The organism is Streptomyces sp. NPDC042102 (genome assembly GCF_055582305.1).
Genome location: NZ_JBVJDL010000008.1, coordinates 57,401 through 72,934, shown reverse-complemented (window position 1 = coordinate 72,934; position 15,534 = coordinate 57,401). Strand labels below are relative to the sequence as shown.

General features: G+C 68.0%; 21 protein-coding genes and 1 riboswitch. Of the genes, 14 read left to right on the top strand and 7 right to left on the bottom strand.

Annotated elements, in window-relative coordinates:
• Positions 1 to 192 precede the first annotated feature (192 nt).
• Positions 193 to 383, bottom strand: a riboswitch (cobalamin riboswitch).
• 107 nt (positions 384 to 490) lie between these two features.
• Positions 491 to 1,432, bottom strand: coding sequence for an arsenite methyltransferase (gene arsM / locus ACZ6KO_RS27175; protein ID WP_469306643.1), 942 nt, complete (start codon positions 1,430 to 1,432; stop codon positions 491 to 493).
• Between the two features lie 111 nt (positions 1,433 to 1,543).
• Here arsM and ACZ6KO_RS27170 point away from each other — a divergent pair, with 111 nt between their 5' ends.
• The 3 genes from ACZ6KO_RS27170 to ACZ6KO_RS27160 are packed head-to-tail and all read left to right on the top strand — an operon-like array spanning position 1,544 to position 3,098.
• Positions 1,544 to 1,912, top strand: coding sequence for an ArsR/SmtB family transcription factor (locus tag ACZ6KO_RS27170; protein WP_469306642.1), 369 nt, complete (start codon positions 1,544 to 1,546; stop codon positions 1,910 to 1,912).
• Positions 1,913 to 1,916: 4 nt separating this feature from the next.
• Positions 1,917 to 2,657, top strand: coding sequence for an aquaporin (locus tag ACZ6KO_RS27165; protein ID WP_469306641.1), 741 nt, complete (start codon positions 1,917 to 1,919; stop codon positions 2,655 to 2,657).
• An 18-nt stretch (positions 2,658 to 2,675) separates the two neighbouring features.
• On the top strand, positions 2,676 to 3,098 hold the full coding sequence (locus ACZ6KO_RS27160; RefSeq protein ID WP_469306640.1) for an arsenate reductase ArsC: 423 nt from the start codon (positions 2,676 to 2,678) through the stop codon (positions 3,096 to 3,098).
• Positions 3,099 to 3,706: 608 nt separating this feature from the next.
• On the opposite strand, the gene ACZ6KO_RS27155 is transcribed toward ACZ6KO_RS27160, so the two are convergent.
• The 3 genes from ACZ6KO_RS27155 to ACZ6KO_RS27145 all read right to left on the bottom strand — a co-directional run bounded on the left by ACZ6KO_RS27155 (position 3,707) and on the right by ACZ6KO_RS27145 (position 5,684).
• Positions 3,707 to 4,264 (bottom strand): hypothetical protein, encoded by a 558-nt coding sequence (locus ACZ6KO_RS27155; protein ID WP_469306639.1) that lies wholly within the window; start codon positions 4,262 to 4,264, stop codon positions 3,707 to 3,709.
• 221 nt (positions 4,265 to 4,485) lie between these two features.
• Entirely contained in the window at positions 4,486 to 4,893 is a 408-nt protein-coding gene (locus tag ACZ6KO_RS27150; RefSeq protein WP_469306638.1) for a hypothetical protein, read from the bottom strand.
• Positions 4,894 to 4,928: 35 nt separating this feature from the next.
• Positions 4,929 to 5,684 (bottom strand): GntR family transcriptional regulator, encoded by a 756-nt coding sequence (locus tag ACZ6KO_RS27145; protein ID WP_469306637.1) that lies wholly within the window; start codon positions 5,682 to 5,684, stop codon positions 4,929 to 4,931.
• A gap of 668 nt (positions 5,685 to 6,352) precedes the next feature.
• Here ACZ6KO_RS27145 and ACZ6KO_RS27140 point away from each other — a divergent pair.
• Genes ACZ6KO_RS27140 through ACZ6KO_RS27130 form a run of 3 tightly spaced genes read left to right on the top strand, consistent with a single transcriptional unit; the run spans position 6,353 to position 7,555 of the window.
• Positions 6,353 to 6,577, top strand: a complete 225-nt coding sequence (locus ACZ6KO_RS27140) for a hypothetical protein (protein ID WP_469306636.1) — start codon at positions 6,353 to 6,355, stop codon at positions 6,575 to 6,577.
• Between the two features lie 7 nt (positions 6,578 to 6,584).
• On the top strand, positions 6,585 to 7,280 hold the full coding sequence (locus tag ACZ6KO_RS27135) for a GntR family transcriptional regulator (protein ID WP_469306635.1): 696 nt from the start codon (positions 6,585 to 6,587) through the stop codon (positions 7,278 to 7,280).
• Positions 7,277 to 7,555, top strand: coding sequence for a hypothetical protein (locus ACZ6KO_RS27130; protein WP_469306634.1), 279 nt, complete (start codon positions 7,277 to 7,279; stop codon positions 7,553 to 7,555). Before ACZ6KO_RS27135 ends, ACZ6KO_RS27130 begins: the two co-directional genes overlap by 4 nt.
• A gap of 278 nt (positions 7,556 to 7,833) precedes the next feature.
• On the opposite strand, the gene ACZ6KO_RS27125 is transcribed toward ACZ6KO_RS27130, so the two are convergent.
• The 3 genes from ACZ6KO_RS27125 to ACZ6KO_RS27115 all read right to left on the bottom strand — a co-directional run bounded on the left by ACZ6KO_RS27125 (position 7,834) and on the right by ACZ6KO_RS27115 (position 11,089).
• Positions 7,834 to 8,397: a hypothetical protein gene (locus tag ACZ6KO_RS27125; protein ID WP_469306633.1), complete on the bottom strand. Its 564-nt coding sequence runs from the start codon at positions 8,395 to 8,397 to the stop codon at positions 7,834 to 7,836.
• Positions 8,394 to 9,914, bottom strand: coding sequence for a reverse transcriptase domain-containing protein (locus ACZ6KO_RS27120; RefSeq protein ID WP_469306632.1), 1,521 nt, complete (start codon positions 9,912 to 9,914; stop codon positions 8,394 to 8,396). The genes ACZ6KO_RS27125 and ACZ6KO_RS27120 overlap by 4 nt, the downstream gene beginning before the upstream one ends.
• Before the next feature lie 707 nt (positions 9,915 to 10,621).
• Complete coding sequence (locus tag ACZ6KO_RS27115; protein WP_469306631.1) at positions 10,622 to 11,089, bottom strand: NUDIX hydrolase; 468 nt, start codon at positions 11,087 to 11,089, stop codon at positions 10,622 to 10,624.
• Positions 11,090 to 11,107: 18 nt separating this feature from the next.
• On the opposite strand from ACZ6KO_RS27115, the gene ACZ6KO_RS27110 reads away from it, so the two are divergent.
• From ACZ6KO_RS27110 to ACZ6KO_RS27075, 8 genes are all read left to right on the top strand, one after another.
• Complete coding sequence (locus tag ACZ6KO_RS27110; protein WP_469306630.1) at positions 11,108 to 11,887, top strand: GntR family transcriptional regulator; 780 nt, start codon at positions 11,108 to 11,110, stop codon at positions 11,885 to 11,887.
• A gap of 138 nt (positions 11,888 to 12,025) precedes the next feature.
• Positions 12,026 to 12,373 carry an SCO3933 family regulatory protein gene (locus ACZ6KO_RS27105; RefSeq protein ID WP_401445219.1) on the top strand — a complete coding sequence of 116 codons (348 nt, stop codon included), beginning with the start codon at positions 12,026 to 12,028 and terminating at the stop codon, positions 12,371 to 12,373.
• A 5-nt stretch (positions 12,374 to 12,378) separates the two neighbouring features.
• The gene (locus ACZ6KO_RS27100; RefSeq protein WP_469306629.1) at positions 12,379 to 13,731 is read left to right on the top strand and encodes an FtsK/SpoIIIE domain-containing protein; all 1,353 of its coding nucleotides are present in this window, start codon (positions 12,379 to 12,381) and stop codon (positions 13,729 to 13,731) included.
• A gap of 84 nt (positions 13,732 to 13,815) precedes the next feature.
• Positions 13,816 to 14,463 carry a DUF2637 domain-containing protein gene (locus ACZ6KO_RS27095; RefSeq protein WP_469306628.1) on the top strand — a complete coding sequence of 216 codons (648 nt, stop codon included), beginning with the start codon at positions 13,816 to 13,818 and terminating at the stop codon, positions 14,461 to 14,463.
• Positions 14,464 to 14,478: 15 nt separating this feature from the next.
• Positions 14,479 to 14,667, top strand: coding sequence for a mobile element transfer protein (locus tag ACZ6KO_RS27090; RefSeq protein WP_469306627.1), 189 nt, complete (start codon positions 14,479 to 14,481; stop codon positions 14,665 to 14,667).
• Positions 14,668 to 14,685: 18 nt separating this feature from the next.
• Positions 14,686 to 14,841, top strand: a complete 156-nt coding sequence (locus ACZ6KO_RS27085; RefSeq protein WP_401445228.1) for a hypothetical protein — start codon at positions 14,686 to 14,688, stop codon at positions 14,839 to 14,841.
• Positions 14,842 to 14,864: 23 nt separating this feature from the next.
• The gene (locus ACZ6KO_RS27080) at positions 14,865 to 15,188 is read left to right on the top strand and encodes a SpdD protein (RefSeq protein WP_469306626.1); all 324 of its coding nucleotides are present in this window, start codon (positions 14,865 to 14,867) and stop codon (positions 15,186 to 15,188) included.
• Between the two features lie 84 nt (positions 15,189 to 15,272).
• A complete protein-coding gene (locus tag ACZ6KO_RS27075) occupies positions 15,273 to 15,509 on the top strand; it encodes a hypothetical protein (RefSeq protein ID WP_469306625.1) in 237 nt (78 codons plus the stop codon).
• Positions 15,510 to 15,534: the final 25 nt, after the last annotated feature.

Here is a 15,534-nt window from a genome sequence, read left to right as displayed (position 1 = left end):
ACGGGAAGGGACCCGCGGGAGAAGGACTCCTGAAGAGGGGCCCGTTGGGAGGGTCGTCAGAATCCGGCCGAACGGGCTCGCGGCGCATCACACCGGGCCGAGAGGCCCGGACGGGCCAAGGGCCGCGCGAAGCCGCCGCCACACGTACGCAGGCACACGGGTGCCACCGCCTCTCCTGGGGAAATCCGCCCCGTACATCGAGGTGCGACGGCGTGAGTCTCCTGACTCGGGATCAACGCTTCTCCGGCCTTCCCACCCCTCGACGGGGCGGTGGCCATGGCGGAGTCGCTCCCCCTACACAGTGGCGGTACCGTGCCGGAATCCCACCGGCTTCCTCGTTCCGCCGTCGCTTGTCGGACGGAAGCATCGCAGAACCGGCCACCGCCCCGCCAGACCAACGGCTGTTCGACCAATCACAGAAAGCAGTGCTGCGATCCCGAACGCCGCTACGGGCACAGGGAGGTGGCCGTCGGCGGCACCTCGCACAGCATCACTCGGCGGTGTCGTCGAAGCAGCAGCCGTAGACCTGGTGGGCGCGGAGGGAGTCCTTGAGCAGGTGGTGGGCCGTGGCCTGGGCCAGCGGGTGGGTGGCGACCTCGTCCCGGAAGGTGCCCAGGGGTGCGTGGAGCGGGAGTTTTCCTTCCTCGACGAGGGTGCCGATGGCGGCCCAGGCGTCAGCCATGGCGGAGGGTTTGACGGCGCGCACGATGGCGGAGCGCATGCCGTCCGCGACGGAGTGCGTCGGAGTGATCTCGACGTCGGTGAACCCGGCGGATTCGAGCCCGCGGCGATACTCGCTGAAGGAGAGGGCGCCGGCGATGCAGCCGACGTAGTCGCCGCGCTCGGCCCGCTGTTCCGGGCTCAGGGTGTCGTCGGCGACGACGTCGGAGATGGCGATCCGGCCGCCCGGCTTGAGGACGCGGAAGGTCTCGGCGAAGACGGCCTGCTTGTCGGTGGACAGGTTGATCACGCAGTTCGAGATCACGACGTCGATGGTGTTCGCGGGCAGCGGGATCTCCTCGATGGCCCCTTTCAGGAACTCGACGTTCGTGGTGCCCGCCTTCGCGGCGTTGGCCAGGGCGAGGGCGAGCATCTCCTCGGTGATGTCCAGCCCGTACGCCTTGCCGGTGGGGCCGACGCGGCGGGCGGACAGGAGGACGTCGATGCCCCCGCCCGAGCCCAGATCCAGTACGCGCTCGCCTTCGTTCAGGTCCGCGACGGCGGTGGGGTTGCCGCAGCCCAGGGAGGCGGCGACGGCCTCGGCGGGCAGGACCTCGCGCTCGTCGGCGGCGTAGAGGGTGGAGCCGAAGTTCTCGTCGATCTCGACCGGCTCCGGCCCGCAGCAGGCGGTGCCGCCCGCGGTGACCTGGACGGCTGCCGCGGCGTAGCGGCGGCGGACGGTTTCCCGCGGGTTGGTGGACTGCTCGCTCATGACGATGACTCCCAACGGACGAGGTCCCTGCCCGGCCTGGCGGGACGAGCTTGCATCGATGTTTATCGATACAAGCTTGCGCCTTGGATCGAGGAACGTCAACATAGAGGCATGTCGAAACAAGAGCTTGTGGTCCTGGGGCAGGACGCCGACGGCTGCTGCGGCCAGATCGCTGCGGCCCCGCTGGACGAGGACCAGGCCACCGACCTGGCGAAGGTATTCAAGGCCCTGGGTGACCCGGTCCGGCTGCGGCTCCTGTCGATGATCGCCTCGCGAGAGGGTGGCGAGGTCTGCGTGTGCGAGCTGACCCCGGCCTTCGAGCTGTCCCAGCCGACGATCTCCCACCACCTCAAGCTGCTGCGGCAGGCCGGCCTCGTCGACTGCGAACGCCGTGGCACCTGGGTCTACTACTGGCTGCTGCCCGCCACTCTGGACCGGCTTGCCGCCGTCCTGAAGGCGCCCCGCAGGCTGCCGAGGTGAAGACGTGAGCGCGGACCCGGTGCCGCTCAGACGCCGCGTGGCGGCGGAGGCGGTCGGGACCGCGCTGCTGGTGGCGGTCGTGGTCGGCTCCGGGATCCAGGCCACCGAGCTGTCCCAGGACGTCGGCATCCAGCTGCTGGCCAACTGCCTGGCGACGGTCTTCGGCCTCGGCGTGCTGATCGCGGTGTTCGGACCGGTCTCCGGCGCCCACTTCAACCCCGTCGTCACCCTCGCCGCCCACCTCACGGGCCGCCGCTCCGGCGACGGCCCGTCCCCGAGGGACGTGGCCGCGTACGTGCCCGCCCAGATCACCGGCGCGATCACCGGCTCGCTCCTGGCCAACGCCGTCTTCGGTCAGCCCGTGCTCGCCCTCTCCGTGCATGACCGCTCCGCTTCGCACCTGTGGCTGGGGGAGGTCGTCGCGACGGCCGGACTGCTGATGGTCGCCTTCGGTCTGAACCGGACCGGCCGGGCGCACCTCGCCCCGGCGGTCGTGGCCGCGTTCATCGGCGCGGCGTACTGGTTCACCTCCTCCACCTCCTTCGCGAACCCCGCGGTCACCATCGGCCGGGCCTTCACCGACTCCTTCGCCGGGATCGCCCCCGCCTCCGTCCCCGCGTTCGTCGCCGCCCAGATCCTCGGCGCCGCCGCCGGCCTCGGCCTGCTCCTCCTTGTTTTCGGCCCGCCCGCCCGGCAGGCCTCCGACCGATCCGCGCCGATCGCCACCGTCCCCGCCTCCCGCTGAAGTCTGGAGCCCCCTGCCGTGAACCCGTCCCCCACGCGCCCGTCCGTGCTGTTCGTCTGCGTCCACAACGCCGGCCGCTCGCAGATGGGCGCCGCCTTCCTCACCCACCTCGGCCAGAACCGCGTCGAGGTCCGCTCCGCCGGCTCCGCCCCGGCCGGCACCGTCAACCCCGCGGTGGTCGAGGCCATGGCGGAGGTCGGCATCGACATCTCCGCCGAGACCCCCAAGGTGCTGACTGTGGAAGCTGTCCAGGCGTCGGACGTCGTGATCACCATGGGCTGCGGGGATGCCTGCCCGTACTTTCCCGGCAAGCGCTACCTCGACTGGACCCTCGACGACCCCGCCGGCCAGGGCGTCGCCTCGGTCCGGCCCATCCGTGACCAGATCGAGCAGCGCGTCCGTGGTCTGCTCGACGAGCTCGGGATCCCGGCAGCTGGGTGAGCGGACCATCAGCAGGACGTCGTCAACTGACGCGTTCGGGATGGCGATTGGCCAGTGTCTTTGAGACGGCGAATGCGCGAATCCACGGCAGGTTATGACGCAGGTCACTCAAAGTGCGTCTCGCGATTCGGGCCGGCTGGCTGTCCAGGTGCCGCAGGTGGTGTGCCAAAGGGTCCCCGGCCAGGGCATTCGCGGGAGTTGGGGCGCGTGGAGGGCACGGCAAAGGGTGAGAGGTCTAGACAATGACGAAGGCCCTGGTCGCTGACCAGGGCCTTCGTTCAAGAGCGGATGACGGGAATCGAACCCGCGCTATAAGCTTGGGAATCACCGATCTTGCCCGCGCCATCTGCCCTCTGACCAGCGGAAACAGGTCTCAGTCGGAAGGCTGAGGCTTGCCCCGGTGCCCGCCGTTGACCGCGATTCCCCGCCCTGTCTGGCACGCGTCTGGCACGGCGACCTTCCGACCTGTAGCTCTAGAAAGACTGGCCAGGTGCAGCCATACCGGCCCCTTCAAAGTCTTACGGGATGGCGCAAGTTGGGGGACGGAAGCGGGGGCTTGCGGTATCGCTGTGGTACCGCAAGCCAAGCCTTCACCGAACTTCGTGCCGCTATGGGATCCGGGCCAGCCGGCTGGCAGAGATTTCGCGAATGGCGTCTCGAAGCCGCTGCTCGGCTGCTTCGAGCCATGCCTCATCTACGGCGAACACTTGGCTCCCCTCTGGGTGCCACCGATGCAGCATTTGCCTGCCAGCGATCGTGGCCGGGCGGGCATGCAGAACAGAATTTCGATCCCGGGCGGTGCTCTCCAACAGCTCCCCCGATCTCCGCAGCCAGTTCCGGGCAGCGACGTCCGTCACCTGCTGAAGGACCTTCTTGCTCTGGAAGGTCTGCGCGAGGCGCCCAGTGGTCATGCCAACCAGCCTCTGTACGTCCAGCTCGGCAGGCAGACCTGGGATGTGAGGGAGGTCCCCCAGAACCTGCCACTCAAGGTAGGTGACCAGGTAGGAGAAGCGCCCGATGCGGAGCAGGTAATCATCGTCGGCAAGCATGCGTACAGCGTGCAGATACTGACGGCTGTCCACCACCGCTTTAGATGCGATCGTCCCCGCCGAGTCCACCACTGCTCGTCGCGCCGGCAATCGGACCCATCCGGCGGCGGCTTGCATGTCAGACACCTTCTGATCCGTAGCTCTAGCCGGATCGGTCAGCGGGGGCCATACCGGCCGCTTCACGACCGCTCCGGGCCGCAACGAGCCAGGCGCGGTTGCGGTGGTTGCGGTACGACGCTGCTGTACCGCAAGTCCCGATGGCGTCGGCCTTGGATGTGAGCGACCGGACTCCTCCCCTGACGACATCAACGACGGACCTCCGCCCGCTCGGGTAGCGGTCACCAGTCACGCCAAGCGTCGGTGATCTCGGCGCGGCCGATGCCCCTCCTCGCCGCCAGAGCGGCCACATCCACGCCGTGCTCTCCCAAGGTGCGATCGATGTACTCGCACAGTTGCTCCCGCTCCTCCGTGCAGTAGCCGGCGCCACCATGACTATCGTCACCGTCGACGGCGTTGAGCGCGAGAACTACCCTCTCGACCGTCCCGAAGACCTCCGCGTCACTGGGCTCCACCAGGGCGCGCACTTCCACCTCGAACGCCGCCAGCGCCACGTCCGTCGCCCTCAACAGAGACTCGGGATACAGCTCGGCCGCCCCGGCGCCCTCCGCCTTCAACGCTCCGGACGCCACCGCCTGAGCTTCCTCCGCCATGCAGGCACGCCACGCTTCAGGGGGTCTGTTCGCCATGGTGGGACGGTACGCCGGAGCACTGACAGCCCTGCCTACCGGCTGACGGGCACCTCGTAAACGATCTCGCACAGCGTGGCGGGCACGACGATGTCCGCCGTCTCCACGGGCCGCCCCTCGTCGCTGTAGTACGTCCGCCGGATGCGCGTCACGAAGGAACCCTTCTGGATCCCGAGGAGCGTGGCTTCCTCCGCGGTCGCATGCGCCGGCTCGGGCTGCTCCAAGGCGTGGGTGACCGTGATGCCGATGACGGCCATCCGGTTCACGACACCCTCACCCGCGTGGGGCCCGCCCTCGGGCAGGACGACGATGGTCCCGCCGGTGAGGTCGTACGGCTCCCAGCTGGTTGACAGCTGCACGGGCCGGCCATCCGCGAGGAACTCGTACGTGGTCCGCACGCACAGGTCCCCCTCGCCGATTCCGAGCCGCGCGGCGATCTCGGCCGGCGCCGGGACCTTGGCCTCCATGCGGCTCTCCCAGTCCCCGAGCCTGCCCATGGCCCTCATGTCGGACCGGAACGGCGAACCACCGCCCTGCTCCCGCGCCACGGAGCGAACCACCCGCACCCGCTGCCGCGGCTCGGCGACGTACGTTCCCGACCCCGCACGCCCCTCCAGCACACCCTGAGAGATCAGCAACTCCTGCGCCCGACGCACCACGTTGTCGCCAACGCCGTGCTCCTGGGCGATCTGCGCGCGTGAGGGCAGCCGATCCCCCGGCGCCCATTCGTGCGCCGCGATCCGCTCTCGAAGGACATCCGCGATGCGGAGGTATGGCGGCTGCTCAGGCATGTGGAAAATCTAGTCCACTAGCTCTAATCTAGTTAACTAGCTTCACGCAGTGTCATCATCCGGCGACGGAGGCTCGTCTGTGCCCGCTTCGAAGCCAAGCGCCGAGGACATCGCCGCCGGGCTGTCCGCCCTCGGATTCATCACGCGCGTGGAGCCGCACGCCGACCGAACGACGATCGAAGCGGAGGTGCCGGAACCCCTCCCCGCGCAGGCATGGCGGGAGGCCCTGGACGTGGTGGCGCAGGCAGACCGATTCGGCCTCCACGCCAGCAGCGAGAACGGCCGCACCTTATGGGCCGCCGTACACAAAGCGGTCCCCGCGACGGGCGACGTCCGGGGACCTGGCCATCAGCGATAGGAGCTGATCAGCGTGTTCAACCGTATCCGCCGCGCGGCGCCACCCACCAGAGGCCGGCGCCCGGGAAGCCCTCGCCGCCACAAGGCATTACCGCTCACCGCCGGCCAGCCCCTCACGCCGGCGGAGGCTTCCTGATGCTCCACGCGCAGGCAGCGCCGTACCACTCGACCTCGTGCCGAATCGGCACGCACCACGAGTGCGCGCACTCCTCCCCGGCCACGGCCCCGCTCGGTATCCCCGTCATCTACGAGGCGTGCGCCTGCCCCTGCCACCCGCCGGCCACCCATCACGAGCCCACGGAGGCGACGGGATGACGTCATGGACCCCGACCGGCGCCATCGCCTCCCGGGTGGAGATCACCTCGACCAACGTGCAGCGCGGGGACGTCATCCAGGTCGGCGGCGAGCCGTACCGAGTGATCGACATTCGCCAACTGCCCCGCGGCGCCAAACGTCTCCTCTTCGAGACGGGCGAGCAGCTGACGATGCACCGTCGCACGCGCCTCGTCGCCCTCCGAGTCCTCAGAAGGTGGTGACCACCCCGTGCCCACCCTGCGCGACACCATCGCCGAAGACCTCCGCACGCAGATCACCACTGGCCGCCTCAACCCCGGCGAACGCCTGCCCTCAGAGCCCCAGCTCGCCACCCACTACAAGGCCAGCACCCCAACCTTGAGGCAGGCCCTCGCCCTCCTCCAGGCCGAGGGCCTCATCGACAAGGTCCACGGCAAGGGCAACTTCGTACGTCCCCCACGGCGCCACATCACGTACGCCGGCGGTGGCCGGACTCTCTTCGACCCGCGCCTCCAGGTCACAGTCCGCACGACCAACCTCCGGGCCAGGGGCCACCTCAGAACTCTGCTCAAGGTCACGTCGAACAGCCTCCTGACCGAGTTCTTCTGCATCACGCACGAGGACCAGACCCCCCGAGGCCTGGCCCGCATCTACGTCCCCCGCGACCTGGCGCCGGCCATACTCGCCGGCTCGCCACCCTGGCCCTGCGGGACAAGCAGCGGCTGGACGGAGATCCGCGAGACAGTCACGGCCCGCCTCCCCACCCCAGAGGAAGCGACAACCCTCCGCATCAGCCCCACCCTGCCCGTGCTCGCGATCACCAGGGTGGCCACCAACGCCAGGGGCCGCGTCATCGAAGCCGCACTTCAAACCCATCCGGGCGACAACACCAACGCTGTCTTCACCACCCACCCCGCAACCGAAGAGAGCGAGACGGACGGATGACGCCCCACGACCAGCTGCGGCTCCTCCCGTGGTCGGGCCCTGACGGCAAGCCGTGCTTCCTGAGCACCGACAACAGCAACAGCCTCCTGTCCCGCCTCGCCGACACCACCGAAGCCCTCCAACTCGACTCGGCGGCCGACCTCCTGGACGACGCCTCCGCCATACTCGACGACAAGAAGACGACCTCGGAGGACCTCCGCACCCTGGCCACAGACCTCGCCCGCGCCTTGCAGAACACCTTGCGCGTAGCAGAAAGCCGCGGCCACAGCCGCTGACTCCATGCCCCAGCATTGACGCCGGCTCTCTCGGCCGCCCACGACAGTTCTCGACTGATAAAGCAACGCCACTCATCACGGCAGAAAGCCCCGGCTCACACCGGGGCTTCTCTGCGCATGGCTCCGGAAGGCCCGTGTACCTCTCACGTAGGAGCAGGTCAGCATGCCGCCCATCGCGGCTTCAGTCGCCCGCGAATAGGCCACGGCGTCATTCGACGGGGCCAGCCACCTACTGCCACCCGCACCCACACGGTCCGATGCAGCGATCCGAGGCAGAATCAGACGTCAAATTTAGGAAAGCGCTCTTTTACAAGGGCATCGAACCCGAAGATGTAATCTCGGCAGATCTTCGCAGACGGGACTACGATCGTGCCATTGAGCAGGAACTTCCTCCCGTGAGACTCCAAACCGAGAACCCTGCGCAGCCCAGCGCGAATCGCGATCATTTGCGGCACCTTCGAGGCTTGCAGCGCAGTCAGATTTCCGTTTCCGTGAATTATGCTGTTTCGAAGCTCGACGAGCAGGTTGAAGTCTTGCTCAAATCGCTCCCCCGCAATTTTGACACCGAAGGACTGAGAGAGCCACTTGTAGCGAGTATCCCAGCTTCGATGGATAGCGTCGTGAACTTCCAAATAGAGGCGCCTACTGACTTCAGCCTCAAAAACTCCTGAATCGCTGAAGAGTTGACGGATTGTTTTGTCGACGTGGGCTTCGGTTAGGGTCGCGAAGGCTACCACTTCATTCCCGCCGCTATCAGCCTGGAGATCCTCAGCCTCTTTCAGTAGAGCAGAGACCCTGCGGATCGTCTCCTCGCCGGAAGAAGTGAGAGATCTGGTATTCACAGAGATTCCCCCCATTCGTAAGCTGCCTTCATCAATCCGTTTTCGCCGATAACCGAATTGATTAGGGACTTACTGAGCCCGCCCTGGCGCTCCTCGGCAGCTAGGGTGCCCGCCTTGCGTCCCATGGATGCTGCGATACCCGTCTGGGTGATGGGGGTAGCATTCCGCAGAAGCTCAAGAACTTGCTCGTTATTAAGCTTCTTGAAACTGGCGGCCGCCCAGGCCGCCTGGGCCCTGACCGTCTCGTGTCGATCGGTAAGCTGGATATCCACCCATTTCTGCACTCGCTCAAATGCTGGATCATCTACAGCCGGCAGTTCCGAGGCAACGTGCAACAGCCAGAGTCGGGCCCATGGGCTGAGTCTCCCGGATTCGGTGAGTGTTTGCACCAGCCTCCAACTAGTCGCCTCCTCTGGGCGTGAAAGTCGAGCTAGAATGTACCTGCACACCCGTTCAAGCCGGATTGGCTCTGCCCGGACCAGATCGGCCAAGACTTGGTTTTTAATTCTCTCGTCATCCTGCAGGACTGAAATCGCGAGTGGCAGCAGGCGCCGAAGCGATGATTCGCTGGCAACTTCGATATCCGGGTTCGCCCGGGCAGCACCGCTTTGCTCCTGCCAGTGGGCGATGACCCTCCACATTGAGGCCTTGAGCGTCTCGGCGTCGTCTGGCTGGATCTCTATGAGCGAGGCATCGCCATACCGGTCGCCCCCCACGACATGGAAGAACGTCATGCGCTCCTTCTCGCTGTCGAAGTACTTCCTCTGAAGCTCTCTCTGTGACTCGGCCTTCTGCTTGAAGAAGTAAGTCCGCGACGCTCTTGTCTTTTCGTAGGAAAGGATCAAGCCCAAGTTTCTTGCGAATTCGGCGGCATATTCGATCGTTTCGTTCGCTTTTTCCCAGCTGCTCACTCTGATTATGAAATCGTCTGCGTAACGAGAAACGTCGAGGCCTTGCCGCATCAACTGCCGTTGGATGATGCTCAGGTATACGTCGGCTAGGGCGTCGCTCGCCGCAGTGAGCTGGGGGAGTCCTCTTTTGTTCGTGGAACATTCGCCAAGGAAATCTGAAATTGCCCTCGCGCGCTCCGCGTCAAGGGTACGTGTGACGATCTCCTCCCGCAATCTTTCGTGGTCGATGAATTCGTAGCACGCGGCGATATCGACTTCGACGACATATTCGCTCGGAGACTCTTCGGCGAATGCTTCATGCTGCACCCATGCTTCCCCGCCACGACTATTGGGCTCTAGGTCGCCCTGAATTCCTGACACGAGGGCATGATAGAGGACTCGAGCCGAGAAGGAGGTTAGGGTGACAGGGCGCTGGCCGAATCTGCTTTTCGGCATGGTGATGATTTCTTTGGGGATATGCATGCCCCCTGTGAAGTTGGCCTGTACCCATTTGTTTACTGTGCCGGTTGCGTTTTCCATGCATCGATCTGAGATCAGCGCAGGAAGGCGATCCAGAGGCGTGTTTAGGCAGAAGGTAGTGGATCCATTCAGGTCGAGCTTCTGCATAACCTTTGGTGAGACGCGCAAAGTTCCTCCCCTGTACCGGTACAGAGGCATCTTGTCAGCATCGGGAGGCGGGGTGACCCGAACGGTGCCATTACACCGGCCGGACTGCGGCCAGGTGGCCAGCCGCACGGCCCCCGCTGTCATCCCGTCTGCCGTCGACCCACACGGAGTGATAGCGGGGCAGGCTTCTGGGGCCCAGGTGGAGCGCCCTGCTGGACGAACGACCTGGGCCCCAGAAGCCTGGTCTGCTATGGCTTGCCTGGGTCGACGGCAGACGGGATGACAGCTCCCCACCCCCACCACAAACCGGCCGGCACCCGCACGTCGGCCCCCGGGCATCCCGGAGTCGGAGCGCCCCCGCCGGAGGCAAGGGTTCTGAGGTGCTGGCGGCGATGTGGCTGGGGCGAGGTGCGGCATCCCGCGGTACTTCCGGTCGCCCCGGCTGATCTGGCGGCAGGGGCGTGCCTGGGAAGAGTTGGGGCGGTGTCGCTGGGCCTGCTCGACTCGGCAGTTGGGCTGGCGTGGTGTGCGGCCGCAGTGCCTACTACCGCCAGCCGCAAGGTGGGGTTCGCACCATCAGACCCGCGCCCTCCGGCGCGCGGCCGGCGGCTGGGCTGGAGCGGGGCGGAGACAGGAGCGCAGGCCCGGGCGACGGGCGCGCTCGCCGCGCTGTGCGCGGCGGGTGCCTTGATGGAGTAGGGAAACTCTCACCGCACCGTGAGGAGCTGGCGCCCGTCGTGGCTGCGGACGTGGGGGCCGTTTCCGTCCAGGGCGTCCAGGAGGCGGATCGCGTAGACCTCGGACATACGGTCGGCTACTTCTTCGGGCGTGAGCCACTGGACTGCCGTGGTCTCGTCGGACGTGCGCTCGGTGCCGCCGGACGGCTTGCAGCGGAAGACCAGGGCCACGACGCCGACGACGATGTTCTTGTAGACGCCCGTGAGGTCGGCGACCTCGACCTCGATCCCGGTCTCCTCCAGGACCTCGCGCCGGACGCCCTCCTCCGGAGCCTCTGTCAGCTCCAGCACTCCGCCCGGCAGCTCCCACGTCCCGTTGTCCGCCCGCCGGATCGCCAGCAGCCGGCCGTCCTCGCGCACCACCACGCCCGCTACCGATACGGAGTGGCGCGGCGTTGACCTGGTCGTCGGGGCGCTGTTACTCATGTACAGGAGCATAGGAGGAAGCGAAGGACCATGGGAACAGCTGTAGGAGGGGGCAAGGCCGTACCGCGGTACTTGCAGATCGCCGAGGACATCGTCCAGCAGATCCGCTCAGGGGTGCTGGAGCCCGGCGACCAGGTGCCGAGCGAAGCGGAGATGATCGACCGCTACAAGGTCTCCGGCGGGACGATTCGTAAGGCCATGCTGGAGATCCGTGCCAGCGGGCTCGTCGATACGCGGCACGGCAAGGGCTCGTACGTGAAGTCCCGGCCGCCCGTGCGTCACCGGTCCTCGGACCGCTTCCGCCGCTCGCTCCGTCGGGGCGGCAAGGCCGCCTACCTCGCCGAGTCCGAGCAGTCCGGCGCCACCGCAGGTGTCAGCGTGATCTACATCGGGCCGGCCGAAGCGCCTGAGGGGATCGCCGAGCGGCTTGACGTTGAGGTGGGGACGAAGGTGCTTGCCCGGCGGCGGCTCTACTTCCGTAATGGGACGCCTGTGGAGACGGCCACGTCGTACCTGCCTTGGGACGTGGTGCGGGACATCCCTGAACTCTTCGAGGAGAACCCTGGTCCCGGCGGCATCTACGCCCGACTTGAGGACCAGGGGCACGTCTTCGCCGAGTTCGTGGAGACCTTGCAGGCTCGGCCGGCCGCCAAGGCTGAGGCCTCCGAGTTGGCTCTCAGCCCTGGGGCGCCAGTCGTTCACCTGCTGCGGAACGCGGTGACCGAGGAAGGACGGGTCGTGGAGGTCTGCGACACCCTCATGGCCGCTGACCAGTTCGTCTTCGAGTTCCGGATCCCCGCCACCGACTGACGGTCGCTCAACTTCCCTCGACCCGCTGCGAGTTTTCTTTCGTAGCGGGTTGACTCATGTGTAGGAGTTGGGCACTCTTCTTCATGTCACTCCTATACAGGAGTGAGGGAGTCCAGCTTGTACAGAGGAGTGGTTCTTGTGCGTCAGATCCCTGTCGACACGTCGTCCGCGCTGGTCATGGTGGCCGTGCCCCCGGCGCCGAAGCTGAAGGACCGGCGGACCGGTGAGATCGCGACCGACCCCGACACCGGGGCCGCGATGATGACGGTGGAGGTGCTGTTCGCCGCGAACGGTGAGGCCGAGGTCCTGGCCGTTGCGGTGCCCAAGCCCGGCGTCTCGGGTGAGCTGGTCATGGGGACCCCGGTCGCGCTGACCGGGCTGATGGCCCGGCCGTGGGAGAACGAGTTCAACGGCCAGAAGCGGCACGGGATCAGCTTCCGCGCCGCCGCCGTCACCGCCATCGCGGCCGCGCCGGTTACGGTCTGACCCCGATGTCCGGGGGGACGCTCGCCGCGCTGGGCGGCTTAGTGCTGGTCGCCGCCCTGGTGGGGTGGCTGAGGTGGAAGCGGCCGGTCTGGTACTGGCTCGGATTCGGGTGGCTGGTCACCCTGGTGCGGCTGCTGTGGTCGTACCGGGCGGTGATGGAGGCCTGCGGGCTGACCGAGCAGCCGTCGCGGTCCCGGGTGTGGATGGCCACCGCGATGGACCGGGCGCCGGCTCGTGCGGTGCCCAGGGTGAGGGGAGCGCGGGTCACCCGCTCCGGGCTGGTGCTGCGGCTGAAGATCCTGCCCGGCCAGGAGGTCCTGGACTTCGACGCCGCGAGCGAGCGTCTGCGGCACTCCTGGCGGATGCACGGGGTGCACGTCAGAGCGTTGAAGCCCGGGTACTTGGAAGTACGGCTGATCGCGTACGACGTGCTGCGGTGGGTGGAGATGCCGCGCAAGCTGGCGGCCGAGCTGCTTCGGGTGCCGGTCGCGCTCCGGGCCGATGGGGCCGTGCATGAGCGGGACTTCCGGGCCAGCCCTCATGAACTGGTCATCGGGGCGACCGAGTCGGGGAAGTCGGTCTACCTGCGCGGGCTGATCAAGGGCCTGGCACCGCAGCGGGTCGCGCTGGTCGGGATCGACTGCAAGTGGGGCGTGGAGCTGGCCCCGTTCACCCGTCGCCTCTCGGCACTGGCGTACACGCCGGAGGACGCCGGCGCTCTGCTCGATGCGCTGGTGGAGGAGATGACCGGTCGCTATGAGCTGATACGGGCCTCCCAGAACCTGGACCCGGATGCGTCGCCGGAGTCGATCACCTCGGATGTCTGGGGCCTGCCCGAGGACATCCGGCCGGTACCGATCGTGGTGATCGTGGACGAGGTGGCGGAGCTGTTCCTGATCGCCAGCAAGGCGGATGAGAAGCGCCGGGACCACATGGTCACTCAGCTGGTGCGGCTGGGGCAGCTGGGGCGGGCCGCCGCGATCTATCTGGAGATCTGCGGCCAGCGGTTCGGCTCCGAACTCGGCACCGGTGCCACTGCGCTGCGCGCCCAGCTCACGGGGCGTGTCTCGCATCGCGTCAACGACGAAGCGTCCGCCAAGATGGCGCTCGGCGACATCAGTCTGAGGGCTGTCGGTGCCGCTACCTCCATCCCGGCTGAACGGCCCGGTACGGCCGTGGTCGGCCTCGCGAGTGGTGGCTGGGCCCGCATCCGGTCCCCGTTCGTCTCCCTCGATCAAGCCGCGGCCGTCTGCGCCGCGTACGAGGGACTGACGCCGGACGTCCCGGCACTGGACGCCTTCCGTCCGCACGTCCCGGTCCCGGCCGAGATCCCCTCTCAGGCCCAGCGGACCGTCTGATCTCTCCCTCTCCACCGGTCGGCGTGACCGCCTCGCGCCACGTCCCTACCCCTCCCATGCCTGAAAGCGGAGAGGAAGCCCGTCATGCCCGCCAAGCTCCGACCGGACGCCGTCCTGGTACAGGCCGTGATCGCCGGGGCCCTGTCCTTCGCCCACCTTCACGACCTGGCGGCCGCCGCCGGCCAGGACGGCTGGAAGGCCTGGGCCTACCCGGTCAGTGTGGACCTGCTCCTCGTCGCCGCCTGGCACCGGCTCCGGCGCCTGCGCGACGCCGGGGAACCGACTCGGTCCGCGTGGACCTGGTTCGGCATCGCCCTGGCCGCGTCCCTCGGCGCCAACGTCGCCACCGCCGGCCTCCTCGACCTGAACGACGTCCCGGCCTGGCTGCGGATCCTCGTCGCCGGATGGCCCGCCCTGGCCTTCCTCGGCGGCACCCTCCTGGCGCACAGCCCGGCAGAACCCGCCCCCGCCGGCCCGGTGGACGATGTCGAGCCCCTACCGGCCACAGGACCGCTCGCCGAGGTCCCGGCCCCGGAAGCGGTCGCCATGCCAGCTCCGCCGGACCCCGCCCCTCCACCGGTCGCGATCCCGGACGCGCTGCTCGCGTACGGCCGCAAGGTCGCCGACGAGCACCGGGCCCGTACCGGCAACCCGATCGACCCCGACACCCTGCGCACCCGCCTCGGTGTCCCCGCCCCCATGGCCGACGCCATCGCCGCCCAGCTCGCCTGACAGGAGGAACCGCCCGTGCCCCGCTACCGCTTCCGCGACGTACGCCGCTTCGGCCCCGTCGACGTCGGCACCTACACCGACCGCCACGGCCGCGAGGCCCACGCCGCCGCCTGCACCGCCCCGCGCTGCGACTGGTCCGCCGACTACGCCAGCCGCGCCGCCGCCGAACTCGCCGCCACCGCTCACCGCTGCGCCCCGCGCTGACCTCAGGGAGACACCGCCATGGACATCCCGCTCTGGCTCGCCGTGATCGTCATCGGCTGGCTCGGCGTCAAGCTCGTCCGCCCGCCCTGGTGGCTGGTCGCCGTGATCCTCCTCGGCGGGTTCCTCCTCGCCGGAAGCATCCTCGGCCCCGCCATCGACACCGCGATCAAGTAACCCGACCCGGAAGGAGAAACCCCGTGTTCAAGCCCCGCTACCCGACCCCCGACACCTACGTCGTCCCGGCGATCGTCCACCCCACCCCCGTCCCGACCGAGCAGACCGAGACCACCGCCGCCCCGGCCCCGGCCGTGAAGGCATCCGGTCTCGGCGGCCTGGCCACTCAGTCGCCCGGAACCGCGCTCGCCCTCGCCGCCGGCGGGGTCGCCGGGGTCCTCGCCCTGGCCTCCGTCGCCGTCTCGCTCCTCCTGGCCGTCGCCGTCACCGCCGTCGCCCTGTCCGTCAGCGGCGTCGTCCTGCTGCTCCTGGTCCGCGCCCTGCGCCAGGAGCTCGGCAACCGCTGACCAGCCCCTTTCCATCGACCGGCCCCCGCAGACCCCGCCACATCACCCACTGACCCGCCCACCCGCTGAAAGGACACCGCTGACATGGGCATCTTCCGCCGCAGCAAGCCCGACGGCACCCCGCCCGCCGACCCCGCCATGACCGAACTCGGGCGCGAGTACGCCAACGCCCGCCGCCACGGCGACCGCCGGACCATGAACGCGATCAAGCGCCAGATCACCGCCAGCGACGGGGACCTCTCCGCGTTCGCCGACGGAGTCCAGGCGTACGACGCGATCCCGCCCGGCTACTCCAAGCCCCGCCGCAACCGCCGCCGCTGACCGGCCCCGGGACGGTCTCTGCCAC